This window comes from Deltaproteobacteria bacterium (assembly GCA_009692615.1).
Classification (GTDB): domain Bacteria; phylum Desulfobacterota; class Binatia; order UBA9968; family UBA9968; genus DP-20.
The window spans coordinates 1-26781 of sequence record SHYW01000073.1 but is presented as its reverse complement, the minus strand read 5'-3'; the positions used below and the strand labels follow the sequence as shown (position 1 = coordinate 26781).

Below are 26781 nucleotides of genomic sequence, written 5' to 3'. Positions count from 1 at the left end.
AATGTGACGCTCGATTACTGGTTGCTCAGCCGCCCGGAGATCAAGACAGCGGAGCAGCTCCGGGGCGGTGCGGTGGCGATCAGCCGCTTCGGTGGGGCGTCCGATTTCATCGTCCGCTACGCCTTGCAGCGGCTCGGTTTAACTCCAGTCAAAGACGTGGCGATCCTGCAAGTCGGCTCGCTCACTGAACGGCTGGCTGCCATGGAAATCAAGCGCGTGCAGGCCACCGTACTGGCACCGCCGGCGATGTATCAAGCGCAGATGCGCGGCTTCAATCTGCTCGCCGACATCTCCGCCCTCGGCCTGCCGTACCAAGCCACCGGCGTGGCGACGACGCGGAAGTTCATTCGCGAGCGAACCGATGTCGTCCGCCGCTACATCAAAGCTCATGTGGAAGCCGTGCACCGCTTCAAGACCGACCGCGAGACCTCGATCAAAGTGCTGGCCAAGACTTTAGCGATTTCCGACAAACAGTTGCTCGAACGAACCTACGACGGCGCCATCGCCGAGCATAAACTACCGGCCAAGCAGTATCCGACGCTGGAGGGATTGAAGACGATCATGGCGAGCGACCCGAAAGCCAAGAGCGCGAAGGCGGAAGACTTCGTCGATCTACGTTTCATCAAAGAGCTCGACGACAGCGGCTATATCGACAAGTTATACAAGAAATAAATTTTCCGGCGCTACCGCCATTCGCGACTTTCGTCTGGTTAGAATTTGAAAAATCCTTCTTTGAGTAATTGATCGATAATCCCGGTATCGATGAACGCCGCCGGATCCGCCTTCAGCGCCGCTGGCGTCGACCGGCTGATCGCTTGGAGCGTGTTTTTCATCGCTTCCAGTTTCGGCCGGGGATTTTTATCGGCCCAATTGGCGTAGGCGTTGTAAGAATATTCCGTGTCCTCACGGCTGGTACCGAGGAAGTCGACGAGATAACCGATGGTTTTCTCCTTATTGGTGAAATAGAACTTCATCGCGTCGGCCAGCGCACGCTCGACGCGCACGATCGTTTCGCGATTGCTGGCGAGATAGGATTTCAAGACCCACTCGCCGTTTTGCTGCCATTGAATTCCTAAATCCGGCAGCGCGTAGAGTTTGCGAATGCCGTGCGCTTCGCCGATGCGGTCGAAGGGCGGTGGCAAGACCGAGAACTGCACGTCGCCTTTTTCCAACTGCGCGATGACGTTGGGCCAATCGGGCCGCGCCATCTGCACGAACTTCACATCTTTTTCCGGGTCGATACCGAGTTTAGATAAACCGAAGCGCATGGCGACATCGGGCGCCGCGCCGAACGGCCCGCCGACTTGGCCGGTCTTGCCTTTGAGGTCGGCGACTTTAGCGAACTCTTTGCGCGCGACCAAGTAGTAAGGAAAGACGTTCATCCACGAAGCGATGTTGACGAACGCTGGCGCGCCCTCCAAGGTCGCCGTGGTAAACGCCGCACCAGCGCCCATGGTCAACTGCATGCTGCCGCCGAGCATCGCTTGCACCGCGGCGGTAGTCTGCGTCTCGATGATCTTCACTTCGAGGCCATGCTTGGCGAAGAGGTTTTCTTTCTGCGCAATGAGCAGCGGCCCAGTGCCGGGATTGACCCCAGTCTGACCGATAGTCATCTTGATTGGCTGCGCGGCAACGGGATTCGCTGGCGAGAATGTTAGAGCGACGGCGATTGCGACGATAAGTTTGAACATTGAGCGCCTCCTGAGATTGGCCGGATCATATTGCCGGGCGCGCGAAGCTGTCAAGGAGAAGTTGGGGAAAGGGATGAAGGCGGAAGGATGAGGGATGAGGGATGATGCGAGCCGGTTTGGAGGCTCTCAAAAGTTTCTTCTAAGAAAGCGATCTGTAGGCCGTTGTCTTCGGCTTAGTTCGTCGCCTGCGATGACAGAAAAAAATGATGCGATTAATTAGTTCTATACCGTTGGAAAGATCAGAGAGATTGTTTTGAGTTGAACGGCTCGGCCATCACCCGCGCGCGCTTTTTCTAGTCGTCGGGTGCATGGCCTTGTTCGGCTTTCAGTGCCGGTGCAATATTCGGCTGGCCGTCGACGTAGAGTGTGTCATAGCTCAGATCGAGCCCTCCGGGCCACTCGATAGAACCCGCAATGACCCTAACCCCGCGAAAGAGTGTGAGGTCGCGGAGACGCACGAAAATTCCGCGTCCGAGATAAGGTTTCACGTCGAATCTCCGCGATTCGCCGTTCTCGAACGAGACCTCTAATTCGTAGTCGTCCAAAGGACGGACATATTTGACGTGTGGATTCATTGATCCTCCTACTTCAGTGGGTCGATTCTAAACACCTCTTCGCCGTTGACGGCCAACTCCCATGCGGCTTGCAGCTCGACACCGTGGATTTCGATCCACGCTTGCACTAGCCTTGCTTTCCCGGAGGGCAGTTCACCGGCTAGCAACTCTCCGCTCACAATTGAAAACACGGCCTCACGGCCGGAATACTCGGCATGAACATGGGGGACATGGTGCTGCTTGTCGTCGAAGAAATACATCCGCACCACGACGCCGTAAAACATGGATAGAATCGGCATAATCAATCCTCACCCAATTCCACCATAGCACGCCGCGCCATACTAGCCGAACCAATAATATATGGAACTCTGTTTGCCGATATTAATATCCGCAAAGGCTGCTGGCAAGATCGAGATCAATTCACTTAAGCGATTGTATCACCTCATACGTACACGAGCAGCTTGCCTCGTTTCACGGATTCGCGCTAAGGATTGATTAGCGTTTGCTATTTTGTTGCTGGAGGAACGGATGGACGAAGTTCGGATCGTCGATACTACTTTGCGCGATGGCGATATCAGTCTCTGGGCTTATGGCATGACGACCGGGATGATGCTGCCGGCGCTGCGTCATTTGGATGAGGCCGGATTCGACTCGATGGAATTCTTTTTGAGTCTGCGCTTCAAGAAATTTGTTCGCGAGCACAAGGAAGATCCGTGGGATTGGCTGCGGCTCGGCACTAAGGAGATCAAGAAGACCCGCTTACGCTATCACGGCGGGCTGCACAGCGGCTTCGAATGGATTCCCGACTGCATCCGCCGGCTGGTGATTCAAACCGTCGCCAAGTATGGCATCGATCTGACGCGCACGTCGAATTACTGGAACGACTTCGTCGCGCTGGGCAAAGAAGCAGCGGAGCTGCGCAAGCTCGGCATGGAATCGGTGGTGAATTTGATTTACTCGATCTCGCCGCGCCATACCGACGCGTACTACGCGCAGAAGGCGCGCGACGCGGCGGCGATCAAGCCGTATCGCATCTGCTTCAAAGATGTCGGCGGCATGCTCACGCCGGAGCGCACGCGGACGTTGGTTCGGCTGATCAAGCAAAGCACGGGCGATATTCCGCTGGAGTTTCATGCGCACTGCAATAATGGCCTGGCGCCGTTCAATCTGCTCGAAGCGGTGAAGGAAGGCATTCGCATCGTCCACACGGCGATCCCGCCGTTGGCCAACGGTTCGTCTCAGCCTTCGGTATTCAACGTCGCGAGCAATTTGCGCGCGCTCGGATTTCAGCCGTCGGTCAATCTCGATGCGCTGCCGCCGGTGAGCGCGCATTTTTCGCGCATCGCGCAGGAAGAGGGATTGCCCATCGGCGCGCCGCGCGAATACGACCAGAACTGGTACGCGCACCAAGTGCCGGGCGGGATGATTTCCAACTTGCGCCATCAACTAAAAGTTATGGGCAAAGAGGACAAGCTCCAGGAAGTGCTCGAAGAGACGGCGCAGGTGCGCGCCGAGCTTGGCTATCCGATCATGGTGACGCCGTTCGCGCAGTTCGTTGGCAGCCAGGCGGCGATCAACGTGATCGTCGGCGAGCGCTATAAAGAAGTAACCGATCAGGTGATTCAATACGCGCTCGGTTTGTGGGGGACGGAAGGCAGCGACAACATGGACGGGGCGGCGAAAGCGAAGATTCTCAACCGGCCGCGCGCGCGTGAGATCGAGAAGATTGTGCATCCCGAGCCGACGCTCGCGGAAGTGCGCAAGCAATATGGCGGGCCACATCTTTCTGACGAAGAATTGCTATTGCGCTTCTACGCCGGGCCGGAGTTCGTCGACGCGTTGAAGCTCGCGCCGCCGCGCAAGGAATATTTGGACGCGCGCAAACCGCTGGTGCGTTTGGTCGAAGAGATAAGCAAGAAGAAACTGGGCCACGTTTACATTCGCAAGGGCGATTTCTCGCTGACGATCCAGCGTGGCGAGTGAGGGAGGTTGGTATGCTGGTAAAACTTTCAGGCGCGAGATTGATGAATCAATATTTCAGTGCCTTGCGCGCATCGCTCCGTCGATTTATCCCCCCTTTGAAAAAGGGGGGCATGGGGGGATTTTCTTTTGTGCACAAAATTCAAATCCCCCTCGTTCCCCCTTTTTCAAAGGGGGAGGTCGGAGTTATCTCGGCGGTCTTTTTGTTCTTGGGACTCGGCATTGCCGATGCGCAGACCAAGAAGCCAATGACGCTTGCCGAGCTCGCCGCCTACACCGGCACGGACCGCGAGCAACGTTTGATCGCCGGCGCCAAGGGCGAGGGCAAAGTGACTTGGTACACTTCGCTGGCCGGGAGCTCGTACAAAGATTTGGCTTCGGGCTTCGAGAAAAAATACGGCATCAAGATCGAACCGTACCGCGGCACCAGTACCGATATCATGACCAAAGTGACCGCCGAGGCGCAGGCAAAGCAGATCATCGCCGACGTGATCGAGACCACCTTGCCGACGCTGCGCTACTTGCGCGAGAATAAATTGCTGATTCCTTACACCTCGGTTCATTTGGCCAAATATCCGGCGCACGCAAAAGAGAGCGCCGGCAAAGGTTTGGTCTATTGGGGCATCGACCGCGAGACTTACATGGGTGTCGGTTACAACACGAATTTAATTCCCGCATCGGCGGTGCCGAAAAATTACGGCGATCTTTTGAAGCCGGAGCTAAAAGGCAAAATCGGTTTCGTTTCCAACGAGACCGGCACGCGCACGCTGGGGGCGATTCTCAAGATCAAAGGCGAAGAGTTCGTCAAGAAATTGCGCGTGCAAGACATCGCTTTACACAACGTCTCCGGCCGGGCGATGGCGGATTTGGTCATGTCTGGTGAAGTCGCGTTGTCGCCGACGATCTTCCGCGATCATGCGCTGGAAGCGAAGGCGAAAGGCGCGCCGATCGACTGGGCGGCGATGGAGGTGGTGCCGACCAACGCCGGCGGTGTTTCGCTGGTCGCGCAAGCACCGCATTCTTTTGCCGCGGTCTTGCTAACCGACTTTCTCCTCGGTCCCGAAGCCGCGAAAATTCTCGGCGATTTGGAATACGGCAGCGTGTTCAAGCCGGTGAGCTACAAACTTTGGTATCCGGAAGCCGGTATGTCGACGGCTCAGTACGACAAAGCCGCGGAGCGCTGGGAGAAGTTGTTGCGCGAGATCGGGCGCAAACAGCAGATGTGAGGTTCGGAAAAAAATCACCCCTCGCGCCTCTTTGCGAAAGAGGGGAATTGACTCTTCTTCCCCCTTTGAAAAAGGGGGATCGAGGGGGATTTTCTTTGCGGTGTTAGGAAGCGATAGAAAAAGATGAAAAATATACTGGTAATCGGTTTGGCGATTTTGTCGCTTAGCAGCGCTGCCAACTATTGCGCTGCGGCCAATGCGCCGGCGAAAGTCGTGATCACGCCGGCGAGTTTTAGCGAGCGCGAAGGGATTTTAATCGTCGCGCAGAACCAAGGATTCTTTCGCAAGCGCAACCTCGACGTGCAGCTCGTGCTGATGCCCAATGCACCGATCGCTTTTTCGGCGTTGAGCGCGGGAGAGTCGCAGTTTTACTTCGGCACGACGTCGGGTACGAGTTTGGGCGCGGTGGTGAATGGCCTCGACGGCGTGTTTGTCGCCGGCTTCATCAACAAACTGATCGGCGCCTTCGCGGTCGGTAAAGAGATCAAATCGCCGGGCGATCTTAGGGGCAAGTCTATCGGCGTCGCCAGTCTCGGCGGTGGCAACTGGATGTTCACCATGTTGGCTTTCGATCATTGGGGCCTCGATCCCAAGCGCGATAATATTTCGTTTCGCATCATCGGCAACACCGGCGTGCGCGCCCAGTCGATCGCCAACGGCGTGATCGCGGGTTCCATTTTAGGTTACACCTTCGCGGCTCAGTTGAAGCGCGACGGCTATCCGATCCTCGCCGATCTCGCCGATCTCAATATTCCGTTTCAAGACAGCGCGCTGTTCACGCGCAAGAGTTTTCTCAACCAGCATCCCGAAGTAGTTGAGAACGTGCAGCGGGCGATGCTCGACGCGATTTCTTTCATTCAGGAACCTGCGAATAAGAATGCCGTGCTGCGGAGCTTGGCCCAGTGGCTGCGTTTGCCCAAGACTGATGATGCCATCGAAGGTTACGAGTTCATGCGCCGACTCTACACCAAGCGGATTTATCCCACCGTCGACGGTATTCGTAATAGCATCCGCGTGCTCGGCACGACCAACGAGAAGTTTAAGGGTTTGAAGGCGGAGGATCTGATCGACGATCGGATCGTCAGGAAGTTAGAGAAGGAAGGGGCGTTCTAAGTTCCAGTGCCGTCTTTGGATTCGAATTAATGCCGCCGAGCGAATTCCGTGTCTCTGTGGTAAATCAGATTGGCAGAATCTCCTCGAAGGCCCCGAGCTTCCCAAAGACGGCGACGATGAGATCAGCTTGGACAACAAAGAGGTGTATGGCCGGCTCATTCGAAGTTGGGTGCAAAGAGTCTGCGCTTACTTGAGAACCTCTTTCAGTCTAGCCAGCAGAGCTGGCGGCAGTTTGTAGAATCGGTCTACGGTTTTTTCCACTTCATCGCCGGTTACCGGATCCAGATCGAGTCGCGTTCTCTTTGCGTCGGCGAGGAAATCGGGATCTTTCATCGTGTCGGCGAATGCCTTTTGCAGAAGCTTCACGCGCGCCTTCGGAACGTTGGGCGGCAGCGAGTAAGGGCGGGTGATCGAGTTGGGGTCGTACACGGCGGCTTGAAGGAGCAAGCGTGATTCTTCGTCTTTCGCCAAGCTCGATGCCAACGGGACTTTGGTCAGCTCCGGGTGGGATTTGGCGACGAGCTGGATCGCCATACTCACATCGCCGGCGTCCAGTCCCGCGCGCCACATGACTTTGATCGACTCCCACTGCCAGCAGCCGCCGGCGAGCTCGCCGCTCTCCGACGCGAGCTTGATTTCCGCGGTCCCCTTGTATCCGGGGATCGGCTGCACCGGCAGTCCGAGCACTTCTTTCAGAACTCGCGCCATTCCGTAGGAAGCGTCGCCCGGGCCGACACCGCCGAGCTTCACCGGTGTGCCGGCGCGACGCCATTGATCGATGCTGGTGATCCCGCTTGCTTTAGTCAAAGCGCAGGCGCCGGTATCTTTTACCGGTACGCCGAGCCATTCGAACTTACGCGGATCGAACTCGATGCCTTTGGCCCCCAGGACCGCGTTCAAGACCTGAAAGCCGTGAAAGTTGCCGATGGTGAGACCGTCCGGCTTGGCGACACGATAGAGATGATTGGCAGCGACGATGCTGCCCGCGCCGGTCATATTTTCAACGACGACAGTCGGATGACCCGGCACATGTTTGCCCATGTGGCGGGCGATGGTTCGCGAGTAGGTATCGAAACCGCCGCCAGCGGAAAAGCCGACGACGACGCGAATGGTTTTGCCGGCGAAGAAATTTTCTTGCGCCGACGCCGTTCCAACGCTAAGCGCGGCAAAGACGATGGCTAGGAAATCTATGACAAGTTTTTTCATTCACTCTCTCCTTAAAAAATTTATCTCTTGCCGTCCTCGTAGAGCGAACGCCACGAGACGTTGGTCGGCAATTGCGCGGCTTCGCAGCGCAGATGGGCGAAGTTGTTTTGCTCCGGGTCGAAGATCAACCCCGGTGGCCGCTTGCCGGCTTGAAAATCCTTTACGGCGCGCAGTAAGCAGCGGCGCACCTGGATAATGAAAGCGTCGGTGGCGCCCAGGTGCTCGACGCTGCGGTCGACGATCTCGCCCATGCTCTCGGTGGCGCAGGCGTCCTGATTCAAAAATTCCGTGATGCCCGTAAAGTTGACCATCTTCTGCCGTTCGCGGTCCTGTAAATAATTGTTGCGCTGGTTGCGTAGTTTTTTAAAGTTCGCATCGACGAAGTCGCGCTTGGAGGAATCGTCCGTGCCGAAGGGGCGCGACCATTTGAAAAAGAAATCGTAACGCCAGGTGCTGTGGTCGTCGGCGGGAACTTGGTAGACGGCTTTGAAGCCGTCGAGTTTGCCGTCGACCATGGAACCCACCGGCACGGCGCCGATGAAAGGCATGACGAAGTGGGAGATTCGCGCATAGGAGGCGCCGCCGGCCATTTTTCTGATCGCCGCGGCTCTTAGACCAAAATCCATTTCGTCGAACTCGAAGTCGGGGGCTTGGGTGGCGAGGCTGAGAAATTCCCGGCGCGCGTCGGGTTTGAAAATTCTATGCAGGAAATTCAGGTGCGCCGAGTCGCAGTCGCCTTCGAGGCCTTGAAGATAATTACATTCAAGCGAGCTCTTGGCGATATAAATCTGATCTTGCGGCACGCCGAGCCAGGGATACGCGGGGCAGAGAGGAATTTTTTCTTTCGGTCCCATGTAGGTGAAGACGATGCCGCCCGCTTCGGCGCAAGGGTAGGCCGGGTGACGCACTTTATTTTTTAACTGACTGCCGGCCGGCTCCGCCGGCGTCTCCAGCACGTTGCCTTCGATGTCATATTTCCAGCCGTGGTAAATGCAGCGCAGGCCGCACGCTTCGTTGCGGCCGAAAAATAACGAGGTGCCGCGGTGGGCGCAGTGCTCGGCGAGCAGCCCGATCTTGCCGTCGCTGGCGCGAAAGGCGACGAGATCTTCGCCGAGCAGCCGCACGCGCACCGGCGGACAATCGGCGGCGGGAATTTCTTCAGACAGCAGCGCGGGAATCCAGTAGCGCCGAAACAGATCGCCCATGGGCGTCCCGGGTTCGATGCGTGTGAGCAGTTCATTTTCTTCGCGGGAAAGCATGTCGTTATCCTTGATAGATTATTTTTCACCACGAAGATGCGAAGGGCACGAAGGGTGGGAAAAGAGGGGAAGGCACGCCTTGCCCCTACTTCGTGTCCTTCGTGCCTTCGTGGTGAGTTATTATCTTCTGCCGATAGTTTCCTTTACTTCGACCGCTTCGCAAGTATCTCTTTGAGCAACTTAGTCGCTTCGGCGGTCTCTTGGTCGACGTTGGGGCCGTTCTCCAAAACTTCCGCGCCTTCTTTGAGGCGATATTCTGGCCGGATGATATCCTTGGCGATGTCCATGCGCCGGGAGTTGGCGTTGCGCTGGCCGGCCTTGACCGACTGCTCTTGATAGATCGTTTGGCCTTCTCTCGAGAGAAACCAGTTGAGAAATACTTGCGCCGCGCTTGGGTGGGGCGCCGGCGTGAGGAGACTGATCGCGCCTTGGCCGGCCGCGACGTAGTCGCCTTCTTTGAGCGTGTGCGTGATCGTCTCCACCGGCAGCTTGTTTTCCTTGGCGCCGCCGATGTCGGCGTCGTCGCAGGCGATGCACAGAGCGGCTTTGCCGGTGACCAGCCAGTCGACCAACTGGCGCTGGTCGCGGGCGATCGCGATCTCCATGTCGCCGTAGAGTTTGTTCATGTACTCGGGGCCGAGAAATTTATTTTTGTAAACGTACCAAAGCACGTTGCGAGCGACGCCGGCGACGGAAGGTTCGTAGCCGATGAGTTTGCCTTTCCATTTGGGCTGGATCAGATCGGTCCAGGATTTGATCTCATCGGCTTTGACCAAGTTGGTGTTGTAGGAAACGTAAAGGCCGCGATGGCCTTGGAAGACAAACGAGTGGAGGGTTTCCGGATCGACGAAGCGATGTTTGGCCTTGAACCACTTCGACTCGTCTTTGACTTCGGGAAGAATCATCGCCGGCGGCATGGGCGCCAACGCCTTGGCGGGATAGAGCACCGAAACATGGGTGCCTTGGCCGGCGATGTAGAGATCGCCGAGATATTTTCCGGCGCGCCGTTCGGCCATCAATCGCGACGAGAGCGTCGGTCCGCTGGGACCGTCGACCAGGTTCAGTTTGATTTTAGGAAATGCTTTCTGAAACTGGCTGACGGCGAAGCGCGGGTAGTCGACCACGTAGACCGCAACTTCGCCTTCCGTTTCGGCGGCTTTCACTAATTTGTCCCACTCGCTTTGCCAAGCTGGCCTGGGCTCGGCAGTATGAGCTTGATCGGCATTGGCGAAGCTCACGAGCATAAGGACCACAAACGCGATAAGAATTCTCATGAAACCTCGATTCGCGAAATTCATCGCAGCATAATCAGTAAGTAAAAATACTGTCAAGGCGAATTCGCTTGACGCACAACAGCGGCTTCTTCTAAGGTGGCCCTCACACGTGATCACGGGATCGCAAGCCGGCCGGACATTCAGCATCGCGAAAGGAGAAAATTTTATGCTTTACCTTCGAGCCCTGGTTCTGATGTTTTTGGCGGGGCTTGCTCGCGAGAGCGCGGTTTACGGCGCGGCTGCGCCGACCAAGATGGTGGTCGCCTACGCCTCGATCAGCCCCCGGGTGGCGCCGCTGTGGGTGGCCCAAGAGTTTGGCTTCTTCAAGAAAAATGGCATCGAAGCTGAGCTGGTTTTCGTGCGCGGTGCGCCGACATTGGTAGCGGCGCTGACCTCGGGCGATATGAATGCCGGCTACACCGGCGGCACAGCTGTGCTCGGAGCCGCGGCAGGGGGCATCGATCTCAAGATCCTTGCAGTGCTGACCAATCGGGTGACCTACGAGTTGGTGGCGCGGCCTGGGATCAAAAACGCCGAAGAATTACGTGGTAAGCGCTTCGGCGTTACCAGCATCGGCGGTACGCTCTGGATGGGCGGGGTGTTGGGGCTGGAAAAACTTGGCATCGATGCCAACAAGGACGACGTTCGTTTCCTCGTGATCGGCGATCAAGGAGAGCTGAGCCAAGCGCTGGAACTGAACCGCATCGACGCCACGGTGCTCGACGTCGTGTTCACCAAACGGCTGCGCGAGAAAGGCTATCCGATTCTCGCTGAATTTCACAAAACCAATTTGCCTATCACTAGCACAAGCATCGTCGCGCGCGGTCCCTACTTGCAAAAGAATCCGCAGCTGTTTGACGGTTTTATGCGCGCGCTGATGGAGAGCATCGCCTTTACGCTTGGGCCGTCCAATAAACCGGCGATGCTCAAGCTATTGCAACGCCGCCTGCGCGTCAGCGAGCGCGACGCGGAAGAAGGTCTTACCGACATCGCTTTCGGTATGGACAAAAAGCCCTTCCCTTCGATGGAGGGGCTGCGCAATATTCAGCGTCTGATGAAGCAGCGCAATCCCAAGTTGGGCGAAATCAAAGTTGAAAGCTTGGTCGATGATAGTATCCTGCGCCGGCTGGAGAATTCCGGCTATATTGATCAACTGTTTGCGACCTATGGTGTGAAGTGAACGGAGGTCGAACAATGCCAAAGATCCTCAATATTTGGATCCTGCTCGCCGCGGCCGCAGCGATGACGGCAACGAATGGGTCGGCACAGCCGGTGGATGTCGCGGCGGCGAAAAAAGAGGCCAGGGTGGTGGTGTACGGTTCCGTGGTGCCGCAGGCGATGGAGGAGCTGCACAAAAACTTCGAGAAGAAATTCGATGTCAAAGTCGACTACTGGCGCGGTTCGTCCACCGCGGTGGCGGAGCGGGCGCAGTCGGAGTGGCGCGCTGGCCGTCCGGCTTTCGACGTGGTGGAGTCGAGCTGGGACGTGATGGCGCTGATGAAAGCGGAAGGGCTGTTTGCCCGCTACATTCCTCCCTCATCGGAGAAATTCCCCGAACAGTTCAAAGAGAAAGACGCGCTGATCACGCCCTGGCGCCTGCTGCCGATCAGCATTCTTTACAATACCGATCTTGTGAAAGCGGCCGAGGCGCCGAAATCGCTGGAGGAACTGCTGGCGCCCAAGTGGAAGGGCAAGATCAGCATGCCGGACCCCTCGCGCCATACCACGACGGCAAAATTTCTCTGGAATCTGGAAAAACTCATGGGCGCAAAGTGGCGCGACTACGTCAAGAATCTCGCCAAGCAACAGCCGCTGCTGGTGGAGTCGCTGGCGCCGGTGACACCGGCGGTCATCAAAGGCGAGGCTCATGTCGGCATCGCCTATGTCAAATTCGTCAAGCAGTACAAAGGCCCGGTGTTTTACTCCACTCTCGACAAATATCTTTCCGATCCCAATCATCTCGCCCTGGGCGCCAAGGCGGCGCGCCCCAATGCCGCGCGGCTCTACATCGAATACGCGGCGTCGCCGGACGGCCAGAGGATGATCGCCCAGGACGGCGAGTTCGTGCTCTATCCGGGCGTCCTACCGCCGATAGTCGGCGCGGAGAAAGTCGCGCCCAACATGGTGATCATGGACAATCCCAGCGCCGAGGAAGCGAAAAGTTTGAGCAACGAGTTTCGCCAGATCTTTTTCGCCAAGTAGATGGCCGGAACTTGACAGCGTCGTTGGAACGGCTGTAGAAACTCACATCGAACAGTGATTAATGGTGGTTAATTAGAGGGAGACACAGGGATGGAAGAACGCATCGTTTATTTGAATGGTGCCTTTGTGCCGGAAAGCCAAGCCAAGGTTTCGGTTTTGGATAGTGGTTTCAACGCCGGCGACGGCGTCTACGATGTCACGCGGACGTTCGGGCAAAAACCCTTTCGCCTGCGCGAGCACACCGATCGGCTGTTCCGCTCGCTGCAGTACACGCGCATCGACTGTGGCATGTCCCGCGAAGAGATGGAGAAAATTACCTTGGAAGTGCTCGATCGCAATAGGCCGCAGTTGCGCGCCAATGAAGACCTCGCCCTATGGCAGGTGGTGAGCCGCGGCGTCCGTTCTTCAACAGGCAATCGCGTGGTCGGCGGCGCTACCGTGACGGTCTACTCAGTGATCGTCAATTTTCCCGAATTCGCCAGCTTCTACGTCGAGGGCGCGCCCATCGTCATTCCCTCAACTCGCCGCGTACCGCCGGAATGCCTCGAGTCCAAAGCCAAGATCACCAACAAGATGAACCACAATATGGCATCCTTCGAGGCCAAGCAGATGGACCCGAGGGCGATCCCGCTGATGCTCGATATGGATGGGAACCTGAGCGAAACCAGTGCCCATAATTTCTTCCTCGTGGCCAACGGTAAATTGTGCACACCGTCGGACCGCAACGTGCTCGGCGGTATCACCAAGGAGGCGGTTTTCGGCCTGGCCAAGCAACTGGGCATCGAGATCGTCGAGGGCAACTTCACGCCCTACGATCTCTACACGGCGCAGGAGGCGTTTCTCGCCAGCACCAGCCCGACCTTCGTGCCGGTGCGCACGGTCAACGGCGCCAAGATCGGCCAAGGCGCGCCGGGGCCGATGACGCTGCGCTTGATCGGCGCGTGGAATAAAATGGTCGGCATGGATATCGTCGATCAGGCGCTCAGCCATCTCGATAAAGATGAGCGCGCCCGCCTGACGGCGCTGTGGAACGATCGCAAAGCGGCGTAGCGAGTTGTCAGATTTGATTCGCGTCAGAATGACATCCCCCTTTCAAAAGGGGGGTTCATTTCAACTCACGATTCCAATGGTTGTTTAACGAACCTCTGGGTCGGGACACTAGCAGTGCTTGAAGATATTGCAGTAGAGCTTTTCATATTCCTCGTAGCGCGGGCCGATCTTGTTCGGCTCGACGACCAGATACTGCGGCGCGTTCAACTCAGGGAAGATATCCTTGTAGCCAGTGCGCGGGACGCCCCGGCCCAACTCCTCCGCGAATGTTTTCATGATGCCGTCGCGCGCCAGCGCCCAGTCGAGAAACAGCGCCGCGCTGTGAGGACGGGAAGAGTTCTTCGCCAACAGCAGATAAGTCGGCACGGAAAGCACGGGTCGTAGGAGGTTTATCTCCACGGGAGCGCCATCGCGTTTCATCGTCAGCGGGCGATAGCCGTAGAGCCAGGGCGCTACGTGGACCTCGCCGGCGCCGAGGATCTGCGCTTGTAGGGTTTTGCCTCGGCGCATGGAGGGATCGTTGTCGGCTAGTTTGCGGAAATAGTTCGCCCCTTTTTCGCGTCCCCAATATTCCAGCATCGCGCCGAACAGGGCAAAGTCGGTCTGGTCAAGAGACATTCTTCCCTTCCACTTGGGATCGAGTAGGTCGTCATAGCTTTTTGGCACCTCCTCTTTTTTGACCTTTTCGGTGTTGTATCCCAGGGCCACGGTCAGGTGGTAGAAGGTTGTCCAGTAGCCTTGCTTGTCCATGAAATCGGCGGCGATGCCTTTGCGGCTGGGCGATAGATAAGGGTCGACCAGTCCCGTCTTGGTTATGCCGTAGACTTCGCCCGGCTCCAGATCGAAGACATCGACGTCGAATCTTTTGGCGCGCGCTTCGGTGGTGATCTTGTTGTAGACGTTGACCGAGCCGCTGCGATAGTCGGCGACTTCCATAAATGGATATCTCTTTTTGAACTCGGCAAAGACGCGCTGGATGTGGTCGATGGCGGTGGTGCCGTAGTAGACCAGCTTGGCTTCGCGTTTGGCTCCATCAAGGATCTTCTTTTCGCGTTCTTTATCGGGCAAGCGGTTGTACTCGGCGAGAATTTCACCCGCGCTCTTGGCGTGCGAGAGATCTCCCAGCGAAAAGCTGGTGATGACGATGAGAGCGAGGCATCGGAACAATTGGCGAATCGCGGAGCTGCGACGAATCTGAGAGATCAAGGGCGCCCCCGTTGGTTGGCAAAATTTATTTGGCTGGATTTCGCTGCATCCATACCGCGATGGCGATTTGGCTGTCAGGTAAATCGATTCCGAGCTTACGTTGACAAATTGAAAGCTGCTATGTAATAGCTTGTCATACGGAGGGCAAAACGATGATCGAACTCAACCCAGAATCGACCGGTCTGGTTATTGTTGACATGCAAAACGAAGGCTGCGAGCGGCATGGGCCGGGTGTGAAGCCGGTCATAGCCAACATACGTGTGATGCTCGATCGTTTCCGTGCGGTTAATGGTAAGATCATCCACGTCCAATCGGTGCGCACAAAAGATCATCCGGAGTTTACCGTTTTCGGCCGTCCCTACGCGCTCATCCTGGGCAGCCATGGCGCCGATTTTGTCCCGGAGCTAAAACCGTTGTCGCACGAAACGGTGGTGCAGAAAACTTCTCATGATTGTTTTTACAAGACGCAGATGGAAGAGGTACTGGCAAAGTTCGATCTCCAGCCCTGCCGCGATCGCATCGTTGTTACCGGCATCGGCTCGAGTAATTGCGTTTATCACGCGGTGATCGGGTTTCATATTCGCAACTACTACGCCACCGTGCTGGAAGACTGCATCCACGGTGTCGCGCCCCATTCGCAGCCGTTCGCTTTGGCGCAGTTTCGCTCGCACGCGTATAACTTTAACGTGTCGGTGGCGCGCGCGGATGAGCTTCAGTTTACGCCGGCACAGCGTAGCGCCGTCGGCGCTTGAGATGAACGCTTGAAGTTGCACGCTCGGTTTAGCCTGGCCGCCATTATCTTTGTCCTAGGCGCCGTCGCGCCGTCGGCAGCGCAAAATCTCAAGATTCCCTTTGCATCGTTGTCACCGACCTATTCGCCGCTGTGGATCGCCGCTGAGGCTGGCTATTTCAAAAAGCATGGTCTCGAAGTTCAGCCGGTATATATCTCGTCGGGATCTTTGATCGTGCCGGCGCTGCTTTCGGGCCAGATCGAGATCGCCAACATGAGTTCGGCGCCGCCGCTGACGGCGTGGGCGAGAGGGGCCGAGTTAATCTGTGTCGGCGTGACGTCGAACCGCTTGCTGCACGTGGTGGTGACCCGCGCGCCGCTCAAAAAGCCCGAAGAGTTGAAGGGGCTGAAGCTCGGCAGTGACCGCTACGGCTCTCTGTCGGATTTGGTTTTGCGCGACGTCCTGCGTCATTTCAATCTAACTCCGGACCGTGATGTCGCCATCCTGCAAGCCGGCGGCTTGCCGGAGCGCTTGGGTGCGCTCAAGGCGGGCGCGGTGGATGGTGCGATTCTCACGGGCGATACCGCGCTGCAAGCCGAAAAGTTGGGTTTCCATCTGGCCGTCGAAGTGAGTCGGCTGCCGATTCTGTATCCAGGCAGCACCATCATCGTGACGCGATCTTATATTCAGAACAAGCGAGATGTCCTCAAAAGGTTTCTGCGCAGTTGGATCGAAGGCATCAAGGCAGCGCGAACGGACAAAGAGTTGACGGTCACCGTGTTGCAAAAGTATTTGAAGACGGCCGATCGGGGCAATTTGGATAGGCTTTTCGAAATCTACAAAGATGTCCATGAAAAAATTCCGGCGCCCGACGCAAAAGTGATGGGCGGGGCGTTGAAGCAACTCGCCGCCACCATCCCTCAAGCTGGACAACTCAAAGTCGAAGACTTTATTGACCGCAGCCTGATTGGGGAATTGGAAAGCGAAGGGTTTATTGCCAAGCTTTACAGCGGTAGGTAAGCGAGTCCGATCTTCGCCGATCGCAAGCGCATCCAGGTGCGGCAAGCCACAGCTCCTGGATTTTGCGGTCCCAGGGAATACGATCCATCAAATTTTCATCAGTGCGCGCGCAACATCGGCAATCCTTCCCGCCAGCGGCGTGACATAATCTTCCAACGGCACTGCGTACGGCACCGGCACCGGCGGGATCGAGACGCGTTTGATCGGCGCGCGCAGGCTGGCGAAGCCTTCGTCGGCGATGATCGCGGCGAGACCGGCGGCGACGCCGCAGTTGTCGTGGCTTTCGTCGGTGATCAGCACCCGGCCGGTTTTCTTGACCGAGGCGAGCAGCGCCGGTTTATCCAACGGCTGCAAAGTGCGCGGGTCGATGACTTCCGCCGAGATATTTTCTTTCGATAGAATTTCCGCGGCGGCCAGCGCACGCGGCACTTGGATCGAGGTAGCGATGATGGTCAAGTCTTTGCCTTCGCGTTTTACGTCGGCTTTGCCCAGCGGGATTTCATAAATGCCATCGGGCACCGATCCTTTGTCATCGAGCAGCCGGTCATGGCCGAAGAAGATCGTCGGGTCTTGGCTGTGCAGTAGCACTGTGCGCATCAATCCTTTGGCGTCGGCGGGCGTCGACGGCATGACGACTTGCAAGCCCGGCGTGTTCCAGTACCAAGACTGCGGGCTGCCGGAATGTTGTACGCCGCCGCCGCCGCGGATGCCGAACTTCAAATAAAAAACCACCGGCACATTGGTCACGCCGCCGGAGTTGGAATAGGCGATGGCGGCTTCGTTGACGATCTGCGGGATCGCTTCGTAGGAAAATGTCGCGGTGCTGATATCGACCACCGGGCGCAAGCCGGCCATCGCCGCGCCGATGGCGATGCCGCAGAAGCCGATCTCGGCGATGGGCGGAAATTTAATTCTCGCGGTATATTTTTTTCTCAGCGCGGCGAGCTTATCTTGGCCGGCTTCCATGCCGATGAAGCCGGGATTGAAAAGCACAATGCGTTTGTCTTGCTCCATCACTTCGTCGATGGCGGCGATCAGAGCTTCTCCGTAGGTCATTTCCGTTGGCATAGTTCAGTTTCCTTTCCCTGCGAAGGCGTACTTGATCGCCTCTTTTGCTTCCGGCAGCGGACTTTCCAGAGCGAAGCGCGCCGCGGCGTCGGCTTCTTTGCTCACCTCGGCGTCGAGTTTTTCGAGATCGGCGCGGCTGACGCCGGCGGCTGCGAGTTCACGCAGGTAATTCAAAATCGGGTCGTGCTCTTTGTGCCATTCGCGGACTTTTTCCGGCGCGGCGCCGGGGTTCCACGCCCACGCGATATCGGTGACGCCGCCGACGAGTTTCGGCATGGCAAAGGCGTTGCCCGGCCACAGGTGAGTGCGCGCTTCGACGAACAGCGGGCCGCCGCCGGCGCGCACCCGGCCGACGATATCTTTCGCGGTTTTGTGCACCGTGCCGACATCGATGCCGTCGATCACCGTGGTTTCGACGTCCAAGGCTTTGGGCACATTCGTCAGTTCCGTCGCCGCATGACCGGCGCCGCGGCCGCTGCGGCGATAATTATTTTCCATCCAAAAAATTATCGGCAGCTGCCAGAGCTTGGCGATGTTGAGGGTCTCGTAGAACACGCCTTCTTCCATGGCGCCGTCGCCGAAAAAAACCACCGTGATCGCTTTCTCGCCTTTGACCTGGGCCGCGTAGGCGGTGCCGCCCGCTAGTGCCAGGCAGCCGCCGACGATCGCCGAAGTATGGATGACGCCGACTTCCGGCGCGGCGACGTGAAAAGTTCCGGCGCGGCCTTGGCAGTAACCGGTGGCGCGGCCGATGATCTCGGCCAAAACTTTTTTCGGATCGCCGCCCTTGGCGATGACGTGGCCGTGATTTCTATGGGTGGTGAAAACATAGTCGTCTTTGTTCAACCAATCGCACACCGACACGCCGGTGGCTTCCTGGCCGATGTAGACATGGAAGTGGCCGCGAATCAGCCCCTGGTGTTCGTCGTGAAAGCGAATGCAATGCTCTTCGGCGCGCCGAATCATCAGCATCCGGCGCAGAATCGCCAACTGCTTTTCTCGTGGAATATCCGGCAACATGTTTTCCTCCGTTTGTTGTCCGCGTTGATGATTACTTACTGCCGACGCGGGCGAATTGCAAAGCGGAAATGGAAGTAAGGAGTTAGGGGTGAGTAGTAAGGGGGTTCGGATTTCGTACTCCTCACTCCTAACTATTCACTCCTCACTCTGTATTTGCTATCTCGCCCGCTTTCTGCCATTTGGGAAATTAGTTCAATTGAACCGAGGAGGCTTCATGCATGCGCGCGTTGTCATCCCAGCGATAATTTTATTTTTGTTTTCGGCTAATGTGAGCCACGGCCGCGACGTGGTGATCGGCTACTCCGGGCGGACGATTGCCGAGATGCCGTTCGCGTGGGCGAGCCGCAGGGGATTTTTCAAAGAAGCCGACTTGGAGGTCAAGATGATCTACATGTCGACCGGCATCGCGGCCAAGGGGTTGATGAGCGGCGATGTCGATTACACCACCGCGATGGGTGGCACGCTGCGCGCGGCGCTGGCAGGCGCGCCGGTGATCGGCGTTTATTCGATGTTCAAAGCGCAGATGTATTTGGTCGCCCAGCCGAAGTACAAACAGGTTGCCGAATTGAAGGGCAAGACCGTCGGCATCAGCGTTTTCGGCGGCGCCTATGATCTGGCCGCAAGGACGATCCTCAAACATCACGGCCTCGACCCAGAGAAACAGGCGACGTTGTTGCAGATCGGCGATAGCCGGACGCTTTATTCGGCGTTGACCGCGGGCTCCATCGACAGCGCGATTCTCGGCCCGCCCTATGATATTAAGGCGGAGCTCGACGGTAATAATCGTTTGTTCGACTCGTCGGAGATTTTCGACATGCCGTTTTCCGGCTTGGCCACCAGCAAGAAAAAACTCCAGCAGGATCGCGCCGAGGTCAAGGCGATCGTGCGCGGCCTGGAGCGCATTCGCCGCTACATCGCCGCCAATCGCAGCGAAGCGGAAGCGTTCGCCAAGCAGTTTTTGAATCTGAACGACAAGGAAGCGCGTCTGTCGATCGCGCAGATGGTCAAATCGTTTCGCAGCGCCGGCCGGACGACGGATGAAGCGGTAGTGGATTTCATTGAAACCACGCTGCGCAGCACCAAACAAAAAGTCGGCAGCATCAAGCCCGCCGACATCGTCGACTGGAGCGTGACGACGGAAGTGGTGCGCGAACTAGATCAGATAAAGAAGTAGGGGCCGGTCGCGACCCGCCCTTGATCGGATACGGAGAATTTACCGCAAAAAGCGCAAAAGGCGCAAAAAAGAAATCGGTGTAGGGGCGAAAAATATTTCGCCCCTCAATCGCAGGGCAGGAGGCTTCGGCCTATGTTAAACAATGTCATGACTTCCGAAAGATCTACACACACCGTGCGCGGCTTCTGCGCGCTGTGCACGGCGCACTGCGCGTCGATTGCGACTGTGACCGATGGCAAAGTCATCCGGCTTGAAGCCGACGACGATCATCCCAATGGCGGTGTTTTCTGCCTTAAGGGAAAAGCTGCGCCGGAATTGGTTTACCATTCAGACAGGTTAAATTATCCGCTCAAGCGAACTCGGCCGAAAGGCGACAGCGATCCCGGTTGGCAACGAGTGAGTTGGGACGAAGCGCTGGACGACATCGCGCGGCGTTTGCTAGAGATTCGCGAAACCCACGGCGCTAAAGCGGTGGCGCTTGCCAAGGGCACCGGCGGCGGCACTTCGGTTTCCGACGCCGAACGCTGGCTAGCGCGCCTGCTCAACCGTTTCGGCAGTCCCAATTGGGTTTCGACGACGCACGTCTGCAATTGGCACAAGGACACTGGCTTTACCTACACGTTCGGCGTGGAAATTCCTACGCCGGATGTTGCCCACAGCGGCGCTTTCTTGCTGTGGGGCCACAATCCGAGCTCGACCTCGCTGATTCTCGCCCATGACATCGTCGCGGCGCGCAAGCGCGGCATGAAGATCGTCGCCGTGGACCCGCGGCGCGTCGGTATCGCGGCGCAAGCCGATGTCTTGCTACAAGTGCGGCCGGGCTCCGACGGCGCGCTGGCTTTGGCGATGATCGATGTGGCGATCACAGAAAAGCTTTTCGACGACGACTTCCTGCGCCAATGGACCAACGGAACTTTCTTGATTCGTTCGGATAACGGCGCGGCGCTGACTCAAGCGGACTTGTCTGCGAACGGATCGGCGGATCTCTTCGTTGCTTGGGATGAAATCGCCGATTCGCCAATTCTCTATGATTCGTTGACGGGAAGTTTTGAACGCCAATCGGCGCGGCTCGCAATTGACGGGCACCATCGTATTCCAACCAAAGATGGCGGCGTAATTTCCTGCGAACCGGCGTTCGCTCTCTTGGCTGTCTTGGCGGCGGAGTTCACGCCGGAAAAATCGGCAGCGATCACTTGGGTACCTGCCGACAGAGTTCGCCAAGCGGTGCGCGTGCTGGCGGCCAATCGGCCGGTCAGCATGTTTATGCACAACGGCGTCGGCCAGCACACCAACGCGACGCAGACGAGCCGAGCGATCGCAACGTTCTATGCGCTGTTTGGCGACATCGACCGTCAGGGCGGCAACGTGGTGTTCCCCAAAGCGCCGCTGGGTGCCATGTCGGGAAAAGAATTTTTGCCGAAAGAAATGGCGCTGCAGCGCATCGGCCGCGAGCGCAAACCGCTCGGCCCGCCGGCCAAGCCGGGGAATTGCGCGGCCTACGATATCTTCACCGCGGTGCTCGAAGGCCGGCCCTATCCGGTGAAGGCGCTGCTCAACTTCGGATCGAACACGATCATGTCGACGGGCGACTCACAGCGCGCGCGTGAGGCGTTTCGCGCCGTGGACTTCGCCGTGGCCGCGGAGTTGTTCATGACGCCGACCGCCGAGCTTTGCGATTATGTTTTGCCGGCGACGAGCTTTCTCGAAATGGCCACGGTGTCCAATGACTTCAAGCATCGAGAGCAGGGCAGGCGACATGTGCAATATCGCCCGGCGGTGGTCGATGCTCTCGGCGAACGGCGCTCCGATACTTGGATCGTTTTTGAGTTGGCGAAACGGTTAGGGTTCGCCGATGATTTTTGGCAGGGCGATATCGACGCGGCGTATGAAAATGAATTGGCACCCGCGGGCATGACGTTGAATCAACTCAAAGCGTCCCCCGGCGGTATCACTCTCTCGGCGACGCCGCGTTATCAAAAATTTGCCGCGCTGGAAAAATCCGGCGCGCCGCGCGGTTTCAACACGCCGGACAAGAAAGTCGCGATTTACTCGCATACTTTCGCCGCCCATGGATTTCCTGCGCTGCCGGAATATGTCGAGCCGATGGTCAGTCCGGTCAGCCGTCCCGATGTCGCCAAAGATTTTCCGCTGGTGCTGACCAATGCAAAGTTTACCACCTACATTCACAGCCAACTGCGCGGCTTGACGAGCTTGCGCAAAGTGTCGCCCCATCCGAGCGCCGATATTCATCCCGAAACCGCTGCTCGTTTTGGCATCACCGACAAATGTTGGATGATTATCGAAAGTCCGCGCGATTCGATTCGCGCCAAGGCGCGGGTCACCGACGCCATCGCGCCGGGTGTCGTCTGCTGCCAACATGGCTGGTGGCAAGAATGCAAAGCGTTGGAATTGCCAGGTTACGATTCCTACGGTGCGGGATCGGCCAATCCAAGTTTGCTGATCGGTTCAGAGATCGCCGATCCGATCAGCGGCTCGCTGCCACATCGGTCTTTTTTGTGCCGCGTGCGGGCGGATAATTGATCGCTTCGATTGGATGGGCTAAGAAAAGAATTGACGGACCGGCAATGTCGCATGGGACGTAGTGAAAAATTTAGGAGGACGGGATGAAGATTCTCATTGCGATACTCGCCATTGGCTTGCTTGCGATTGTTATCAGTGAGCGCCGCGACAGCATCGTTGGCGCCGCCGTTGCGCCGCCGCCGAGCATGGGTTTCTTCGTCACCAGCGCGAAGAGCAAAACCGGCAACCTGGGCGGCCTAGCCGGCGCTGACAAGATTTGCCAGACATTGGCCGCTGCGGTTGGGCTGGGTGAGAAAACTTGGCGCGCTTACTTGAGCGCGGAACGGGATCCCGCCAACAACAATAATCCGACCAACGCACGTGACCGGATCGGCAGTGGTCCGTGGTTCAATGCCAACGGGATCATGGTGGGCAACGACCTTGCAGATCTTCATGCGCGTCGAGGCAATTCGATCCTGCTAGTCGACGAGCGCGGTCAAATGATCCCCGGCAACTGGCTGAATTCACCGAAGCCCACTGAGCATGACGTTCTCACTGGCTCGACAGCGGAGGGGACGCTCATAGCTGGGAAAAGCTGCAACAGTTGGACGTCGGAATCTCCCGACCTGAAGGCGCAAATAGGCCACATCGACGGCATCGGGCTTGGCGGCAATACCGCGGGAGCTTCCGCATCGTGGAACTCCGCCCATGAAAGTCGAAGTTGCGCCGATACCGCGCCGGGCGGCGGGGCTGGACGTTTCGATTGCTTCGCGGCGAAATAGCGGAAAGCGGACGTCAAACGGCTCAAGTCGAAGTGTGAAATTCGCGGAATCGTTGCGTGCGCGTCGTATTGGCCGTAGTTCATCGGTAAAACCTCCTAGATGAGATTGGCGGTGGGTCGGATGGATCACCGGAACGCCGCCAGCACTTCTCGCGCGAATAACTGCAGCATCTCCGAGTGCCGCTCCAAGCTCGGATAGATAAACTTGATCTCGAAGTGCGACACGCCGGCGTCGCTGTAGGCTTTGACTTGCTGGCGGATTTCTTCCGGCGAGCCGATCAAGCTCACCGCGGTCAATTGCTCGACGCTCATCATTCTTTCAAAAGTGCTTTGGCCGATGGCGAGCGTGTTGTAACCGTCTTTGCGCGCCTTGGCGCCGTCTGGGTCGATGCAGCCGTAGACTTCGATGCCGAGATCGATTTTTTCTGGATCTCTGCCGTGGGCTTTTGCCATTTCTTTCACTTCGCAAAATTTTGTGCCGATGTCTTCCGGCAACAGCCACGCCGGCAACCAGCCGTCGCCTAGCGCTGCGGTCCTTTTCATCGCGGCTTCGGTCCAACCGCCGACCCACAGCGGCGGGTTTGGTTTTTGTAAAGGCTTGGGACAGATCTCGGCATTTTCGAATTTAACAAATTGTCCGTCGTAGCTCGCCGGATGATTCGCCCAAATAGTTTTCATCGCGCGCAGATGATCGTCGGCGATCTTGCCGCGCTGTTTGCGATTCACGCCGAGCACTTCATACTCGCGCGACTTGATCGTCGACGGCGAGCCGATGCCGACGCCGATGTCGAGTCTGCCATTGCATAGCACGTCGAGAGTGGCGATCTGCTTGGCGGCGAGCAGCGGATTGCGGCACGGAACGACGACGCAGGCGATGCCCATGCGGACTTTGTGTACTTGTCCGGCGATGAACGCGAGCGATGTCATCGCTTCGAAAAAATCCGGGCTGGCGTTGCCGGTGTGCGAGTCGTCGGAGCCGGAAGAAATATGCGTGCGATGAATTTCGTCGGACCAAGTTAAATGATCGTGCACCCAGACCGAATCGAAGCCTAACGCTTCGGCTTCTTGGGCAACTTGGAGCATCGATTGCGGCGATGCGAGAGGTCCGGAGTTGGGAATGCGGATACCGAAGCTGACTTTGTGTTGGTTGCTCATGAAGGATGCTCCTTTGGGACCAAGAAGTATTACGAAGATAGTGAAGCATGCAACCGATCTAAACGGACCGAATCGGAACAACGACGAATTGTAAGCGATTGTCGGGTGGGTGGAGGCGCAACGCGCCGATGCCCACCGTTAGAAGACGATGGGTATCGCTGTGCTCCACCCATCCTACGTCTGACTTGCCACATTGAGGTTGAATTGCCAACGCATTGCCAGTGCGGCGCGACGCTGGCATAGTCATGGCTATGAAAATCTCGCGCACTTCGATTTTGCTGCTCTGCACGGCCGCCGGGACGATTACTTCCATCAGCATGAACACGTTCAGTCTGTTCCTGCCGGCGATTGAGCATGAGTTCGCCGTGTCGCGCTCGTTGGCGACGGTGCCTTACATGGTCGCGATGTTAGGGTGGGGCGCGGGCGCGATCCTATTCGGTAAGCTTGCCGACGATGTGGGGCCGCGCCCCGTGATCATCGGCGGCATCCTGTTGATGGCCAGCGGCTACGTCGGCATGGGCTGGTCGGGAAATCTTTGGCAGTTGTCGCTGACCTACGGTTTGATGGTGGGCCTAGCGATGGGCGCGTGCAGCCAAGTCGTCATCTCGCTGATTGTATCGAAACATTTTGCCGCGAAAAATCGCGGCCTGGCGGTAAGCGTGGTTCAAGTCGCATCGCCCTTGAGCCCGCTCTTGTTCGCGCCGGCAATTTACTTTTTGATTCGCGCCTACGATTGGCGCATGGCGGCGTTCGCTGCCGGCGCGATATTATTCTTCGTCGCGTTGCCGCTGGCATGGCTGGGCGCGCGCGATCCGACCGGTTGGCAGGCAAATCATGGGACGCGAATGGCGTGGAGCGCGTGCCTGCCGTATCTGCGCAATCGCTCGATGCTGGTGCTCTTTGCCGTGAGATTCTCCTGTGGTGTGGCGTTTTTTCAGATCGCACATTTGGTCGCGCTGACCATGAGCAAAGGCTTCGACGCAGCGACGGGAGCAAAAGCTGTTAGCGTATTCGGCGGTGCCGCAGTCGTTTCAGCGTTGCTCTTCGGCTGGCTCTCGGATCGCTACGGCAGACCGCGCATCTTGGGCTTGAGCTATCTCACGCGCGGCGTCGGCACTCTATTGATGGCCCTCGATATCAGCAATGCTTATGTCTATTACGCCGTAGTTGCACTGGCGATCGGGCCGACGTTCGGCACGGTGGCGGTGGGCAATGTTTTGTTCTACGAGCTCGTCGGGCCGCGCATGGCGGGGATGATTCTCGGCATGAGTTTCATTGTGCACCAAATCGGCTCCGCCGCCGGCCCCATGGTTGCCAGCATCACTTACGACCGCACCGGCAGCTATGACGGCTTCATGGTTGTCATGAGTTTAGTCTTGCTGGTTTCTGGTCTGGCGTTGTTTACCGAGAAAACCCCCGATGCCGTGCTGATGGGTACGCCTTCGACGCTCAATGCGGCTTAATCGTAATCTGCGGTGATACTCAGCTCATCAACCGCCCGCCCGACACGTTCAACGACTCACCGGTGGTGTGAGACGAATCGTTCGACGCTAAAAACAGCGCGGCGTTGGCGACTTCTTCGTGTTTGGCGTATTTGCGTAGTGGCGTGAGGGAGAGAATTTGCGCCTCATGGGCCTCGACGGTCATGCCGAGGTTTTTCGCGCGCTGGGCGTACATCTCGCGCAGATCGGGTTCGTCCATGCCGCCGGGGCAGATGATGTTGGCTCTGATGCCATGCGGGCCGTATTCCTTGGCGATGGTTTGGGTCAAACCGACGACGCCCCATTTGGCGGCGCACAGCGAGCCGCGCATCGCCATGCCTTCTCTGCCGGCGGTGCCGGAGATGCTGACGATGCTGCCGCTGTTCTGCTTGACCATTTGTTTCAAGACCGCGCGGCAGCAGAGAAATACCAGTTTCAAATTGTAGAGAATTACGTCGTCGAATTCTTTATCGCTGATCTCGGTGACCGCGACCAACGGGCCGCGAAAGCCGGCGCTGTTGATCAAGATGTCGATTTTGCCGAAGCGCCGGATGGATTCGTCGACGATGCCGTTCACTTGCTTATCGTCGCTACAATCCGCGGTGAGCGCGACGGCTTTGCCGCCATTTTGATTGACGGCCTGCGCCACGCCGTTGAGCTCGGTTTTCATCTTTTCCAAGTCGACTAACACCAGGCTCGCGCCTTCACGCGCGAAAGTGTGGGCGATGGTTTCGCCGATGCCGCGGCCGCCACCGATGATGAGGGCTACTTGATTGGATAATTTCATGCCGAATCCTCCTGTTGGTGATCGCCCTGGGCGCCGCGTCCTCGGGACGCGGGCTGCGAGCGCGATTGGCGATCAACATACTGAATTGTCTTGACGAGAACAACGGACTTCGCATAGCTTCCAGGCGATGGTGCACGCCGCGTGGTGGCGAACAGAAAGTGAGGCCCGATGAATCTTGTTACGATGGTCCTGATGATTGTTGTGCTCTTTGGCGGCAACGCCTGGGCGCAGGACGGCAAACTGATCGATGCCGCCAAAAAGGAAGGCGGCAAAGCGGTGGTTT

The 26781-nt window shown here is 57.5% G+C and carries 24 protein-coding genes; 13 read left to right on the top strand and 11 right to left on the bottom strand.

Annotated elements, in window-relative coordinates:
• A partial coding sequence (locus EXR70_16860; protein ID MSP40160.1) for a hypothetical protein occupies positions 1-672 on the top strand: 672 nt, incomplete at its 5' end.
• 38 nt (positions 673-710) lie between these two features.
• On the opposite strand, the gene EXR70_16855 is transcribed toward EXR70_16860, so the two are convergent.
• From EXR70_16855 to EXR70_16845, 3 genes are all read right to left on the bottom strand, one after another.
• The gene (locus tag EXR70_16855; GenBank protein ID MSP40159.1) at positions 711-1691 is read right to left on the bottom strand and encodes a hypothetical protein; all 981 of its coding nucleotides are present in this window, start codon (positions 1689-1691) and stop codon (positions 711-713) included.
• A 293-nt stretch (positions 1692-1984) separates the two neighbouring features.
• Positions 1985-2266 (bottom strand): DUF2442 domain-containing protein, encoded by a 282-nt coding sequence (locus tag EXR70_16850; protein ID MSP40158.1) that lies wholly within the window; start codon positions 2264-2266, stop codon positions 1985-1987.
• 8 nt (positions 2267-2274) lie between these two features.
• A complete protein-coding gene (locus tag EXR70_16845) occupies positions 2275-2544 on the bottom strand; it encodes a DUF4160 domain-containing protein (GenBank protein MSP40157.1) in 270 nt (89 codons plus the stop codon).
• A gap of 229 nt (positions 2545-2773) precedes the next feature.
• On the opposite strand from EXR70_16845, the gene EXR70_16840 reads away from it, so the two are divergent.
• The 3 genes from EXR70_16840 (at position 2774) to EXR70_16830 (ending at position 6564) form a co-directional block, all read left to right on the top strand.
• The gene (locus tag EXR70_16840; protein ID MSP40156.1) at positions 2774-4228 is read left to right on the top strand and encodes a biotin carboxyl carrier protein; all 1455 of its coding nucleotides are present in this window, start codon (positions 2774-2776) and stop codon (positions 4226-4228) included.
• 11 nt (positions 4229-4239) lie between these two features.
• Entirely contained in the window at positions 4240-5451 is a 1212-nt protein-coding gene (locus EXR70_16835) for an extracellular solute-binding protein (GenBank protein ID MSP40155.1), read from the top strand.
• 123 nt (positions 5452-5574) lie between these two features.
• Positions 5575-6564: a hypothetical protein gene (locus tag EXR70_16830; GenBank protein MSP40154.1), complete on the top strand. Its 990-nt coding sequence runs from the start codon at positions 5575-5577 to the stop codon at positions 6562-6564.
• A 186-nt stretch (positions 6565-6750) separates the two neighbouring features.
• On the opposite strand, the gene EXR70_16825 is transcribed toward EXR70_16830, so the two are convergent.
• The 3 genes from EXR70_16825 to EXR70_16815 form a co-directional block, all read right to left on the bottom strand.
• Positions 6751-7770, bottom strand: a complete 1020-nt coding sequence (locus tag EXR70_16825; protein MSP40153.1) for a hypothetical protein — start codon at positions 7768-7770, stop codon at positions 6751-6753.
• 20 nt (positions 7771-7790) lie between these two features.
• Positions 7791-9029 (bottom strand): aromatic ring-hydroxylating dioxygenase subunit alpha, encoded by a 1239-nt coding sequence (locus EXR70_16820; protein ID MSP40152.1) that lies wholly within the window; start codon positions 9027-9029, stop codon positions 7791-7793.
• A 143-nt stretch (positions 9030-9172) separates the two neighbouring features.
• A complete protein-coding gene (locus EXR70_16815; protein ID MSP40151.1) occupies positions 9173-10450 on the bottom strand; it encodes an extracellular solute-binding protein in 1278 nt (425 codons plus the stop codon).
• Between the two features lie 19 nt (positions 10451-10469).
• Between EXR70_16815 and EXR70_16810 the strand changes: the two genes are divergently transcribed.
• From EXR70_16810 to EXR70_16800, 3 genes are all read left to right on the top strand, one after another.
• Positions 10470-11483 carry an ABC transporter substrate-binding protein gene (locus EXR70_16810; GenBank protein MSP40150.1) on the top strand — a complete coding sequence of 338 codons (1014 nt, stop codon included), beginning with the start codon at positions 10470-10472 and terminating at the stop codon, positions 11481-11483.
• A gap of 14 nt (positions 11484-11497) precedes the next feature.
• Positions 11498-12505: an extracellular solute-binding protein gene (locus EXR70_16805; protein ID MSP40149.1), complete on the top strand. Its 1008-nt coding sequence runs from the start codon at positions 11498-11500 to the stop codon at positions 12503-12505.
• 90 nt (positions 12506-12595) lie between these two features.
• Positions 12596-13555: a branched-chain amino acid aminotransferase gene (locus EXR70_16800; GenBank protein MSP40148.1), complete on the top strand. Its 960-nt coding sequence runs from the start codon at positions 12596-12598 to the stop codon at positions 13553-13555.
• 108 nt (positions 13556-13663) lie between these two features.
• Here the strand turns inward: EXR70_16800 and EXR70_16795 are convergent, their stop codons facing one another.
• On the bottom strand, positions 13664-14722 hold the full coding sequence (locus EXR70_16795) for an extracellular solute-binding protein (protein ID MSP40147.1): 1059 nt from the start codon (positions 14720-14722) through the stop codon (positions 13664-13666).
• Between the two features lie 191 nt (positions 14723-14913).
• Between EXR70_16795 and EXR70_16790 the strand changes: the two genes are divergently transcribed.
• Both EXR70_16790 and EXR70_16785 read left to right on the top strand, forming a co-directional pair.
• The gene (locus tag EXR70_16790; GenBank protein MSP40146.1) at positions 14914-15513 is read left to right on the top strand and encodes a cysteine hydrolase; all 600 of its coding nucleotides are present in this window, start codon (positions 14914-14916) and stop codon (positions 15511-15513) included.
• A gap of 9 nt (positions 15514-15522) precedes the next feature.
• A complete protein-coding gene (locus EXR70_16785; protein MSP40145.1) occupies positions 15523-16512 on the top strand; it encodes an ABC transporter substrate-binding protein in 990 nt (329 codons plus the stop codon).
• An 87-nt stretch (positions 16513-16599) separates the two neighbouring features.
• Here the strand turns inward: EXR70_16785 and EXR70_16780 are convergent, their stop codons facing one another.
• Both EXR70_16780 and EXR70_16775 read right to left on the bottom strand, forming a co-directional pair.
• Positions 16600-17580: an alpha-ketoacid dehydrogenase subunit beta gene (locus tag EXR70_16780; GenBank protein ID MSP40144.1), complete on the bottom strand. Its 981-nt coding sequence runs from the start codon at positions 17578-17580 to the stop codon at positions 16600-16602.
• A gap of 3 nt (positions 17581-17583) precedes the next feature.
• The gene (locus tag EXR70_16775) at positions 17584-18600 is read right to left on the bottom strand and encodes a thiamine pyrophosphate-dependent dehydrogenase E1 component subunit alpha (GenBank protein ID MSP40143.1); all 1017 of its coding nucleotides are present in this window, start codon (positions 18598-18600) and stop codon (positions 17584-17586) included.
• Between the two features lie 214 nt (positions 18601-18814).
• Between EXR70_16775 and EXR70_16770 the strand changes: the two genes are divergently transcribed.
• The 3 genes from EXR70_16770 (at position 18815) to EXR70_16760 (ending at position 23076) form a co-directional block, all read left to right on the top strand.
• Positions 18815-19774: an ABC transporter substrate-binding protein gene (locus EXR70_16770; GenBank protein MSP40142.1), complete on the top strand. Its 960-nt coding sequence runs from the start codon at positions 18815-18817 to the stop codon at positions 19772-19774.
• 132 nt (positions 19775-19906) lie between these two features.
• Complete coding sequence (locus tag EXR70_16765) at positions 19907-22315, top strand: molybdopterin oxidoreductase (protein MSP40141.1); 2409 nt, start codon at positions 19907-19909, stop codon at positions 22313-22315.
• Positions 22316-22398: 83 nt separating this feature from the next.
• Positions 22399-23076 (top strand): DUF1554 domain-containing protein, encoded by a 678-nt coding sequence (locus EXR70_16760; GenBank protein ID MSP40140.1) that lies wholly within the window; start codon positions 22399-22401, stop codon positions 23074-23076.
• Between the two features lie 125 nt (positions 23077-23201).
• Here the strand turns inward: EXR70_16760 and EXR70_16755 are convergent, their stop codons facing one another.
• Entirely contained in the window at positions 23202-24230 is a 1029-nt protein-coding gene (locus EXR70_16755; protein ID MSP40139.1) for an LLM class flavin-dependent oxidoreductase, read from the bottom strand.
• Positions 24231-24475: 245 nt separating this feature from the next.
• Between EXR70_16755 and EXR70_16750 the strand changes: the two genes are divergently transcribed.
• Complete coding sequence (locus EXR70_16750) at positions 24476-25693, top strand: MFS transporter (GenBank protein ID MSP40138.1); 1218 nt, start codon at positions 24476-24478, stop codon at positions 25691-25693.
• Positions 25694-25712: 19 nt separating this feature from the next.
• Here the strand turns inward: EXR70_16750 and EXR70_16745 are convergent, their stop codons facing one another.
• Positions 25713-26498 (bottom strand): SDR family oxidoreductase, encoded by a 786-nt coding sequence (locus EXR70_16745; protein MSP40137.1) that lies wholly within the window; start codon positions 26496-26498, stop codon positions 25713-25715.
• Positions 26499-26781 lie beyond the last annotated feature (283 nt).

Bases quoted from the DNA above. Each gene is read 5' to 3' on its own strand.
- EXR70_16750 (MSP40138.1), top strand. From the start codon at position 24,476: ATGGCTATGAAAATCTCGCGCACTTCGATTTTGCTGCTCTGCACGGCC.
- EXR70_16765 (MSP40141.1), top strand. From the start codon at position 19,907: ATGTTAAACAATGTCATGACTTCCGAAAGATCTACACACACCGTGCGC.
- EXR70_16755 (MSP40139.1), bottom strand. From the start codon at position 24,230: ATGAGCAACCAACACAAAGTCAGCTTCGGTATCCGCATTCCCAACTCC.
- EXR70_16815 (MSP40151.1), bottom strand. From the start codon at position 10,450: ATGCTGAATGTCCGGCCGGCTTGCGATCCCGTGATCACGTGTGAGGGC.
- EXR70_16835 (MSP40155.1), top strand. From the start codon at position 4,240: ATGCTGGTAAAACTTTCAGGCGCGAGATTGATGAATCAATATTTCAGT.
- EXR70_16820 (MSP40152.1), bottom strand. From the start codon at position 9,029: ATGCTTTCCCGCGAAGAAAATGAACTGCTCACACGCATCGAACCCGGG.
- EXR70_16845 (MSP40157.1), bottom strand. From the start codon at position 2,544: ATGCCGATTCTATCCATGTTTTACGGCGTCGTGGTGCGGATGTATTTC.
- EXR70_16800 (MSP40148.1), top strand. From the start codon at position 12,596: ATGGAAGAACGCATCGTTTATTTGAATGGTGCCTTTGTGCCGGAAAGC.
- EXR70_16760 (MSP40140.1), top strand. From the start codon at position 22,399: ATGAAGATTCTCATTGCGATACTCGCCATTGGCTTGCTTGCGATTGTT.
- EXR70_16855 (MSP40159.1), bottom strand. From the start codon at position 1,691: ATGTTCAAACTTATCGTCGCAATCGCCGTCGCTCTAACATTCTCGCCA.
- EXR70_16770 (MSP40142.1), top strand. From the start codon at position 18,815: ATGCATGCGCGCGTTGTCATCCCAGCGATAATTTTATTTTTGTTTTCG.
- EXR70_16745 (MSP40137.1), bottom strand. From the start codon at position 26,498: ATGAAATTATCCAATCAAGTAGCCCTCATCATCGGTGGCGGCCGCGGC.
- EXR70_16840 (MSP40156.1), top strand. From the start codon at position 2,774: ATGGACGAAGTTCGGATCGTCGATACTACTTTGCGCGATGGCGATATC.
- EXR70_16810 (MSP40150.1), top strand. From the start codon at position 10,470: ATGCTTTACCTTCGAGCCCTGGTTCTGATGTTTTTGGCGGGGCTTGCT.
- EXR70_16850 (MSP40158.1), bottom strand. From the start codon at position 2,266: ATGAATCCACACGTCAAATATGTCCGTCCTTTGGACGACTACGAATTA.
- EXR70_16780 (MSP40144.1), bottom strand. From the start codon at position 17,580: ATGCCAACGGAAATGACCTACGGAGAAGCTCTGATCGCCGCCATCGAC.
- EXR70_16790 (MSP40146.1), top strand. From the start codon at position 14,914: ATGATCGAACTCAACCCAGAATCGACCGGTCTGGTTATTGTTGACATG.
- EXR70_16805 (MSP40149.1), top strand. From the start codon at position 11,498: ATGCCAAAGATCCTCAATATTTGGATCCTGCTCGCCGCGGCCGCAGCG.
- EXR70_16775 (MSP40143.1), bottom strand. From the start codon at position 18,600: ATGTTGCCGGATATTCCACGAGAAAAGCAGTTGGCGATTCTGCGCCGG.
- EXR70_16825 (MSP40153.1), bottom strand. From the start codon at position 7,770: ATGAAAAAACTTGTCATAGATTTCCTAGCCATCGTCTTTGCCGCGCTT.
- EXR70_16830 (MSP40154.1), top strand. From the start codon at position 5,575: ATGAAAAATATACTGGTAATCGGTTTGGCGATTTTGTCGCTTAGCAGC.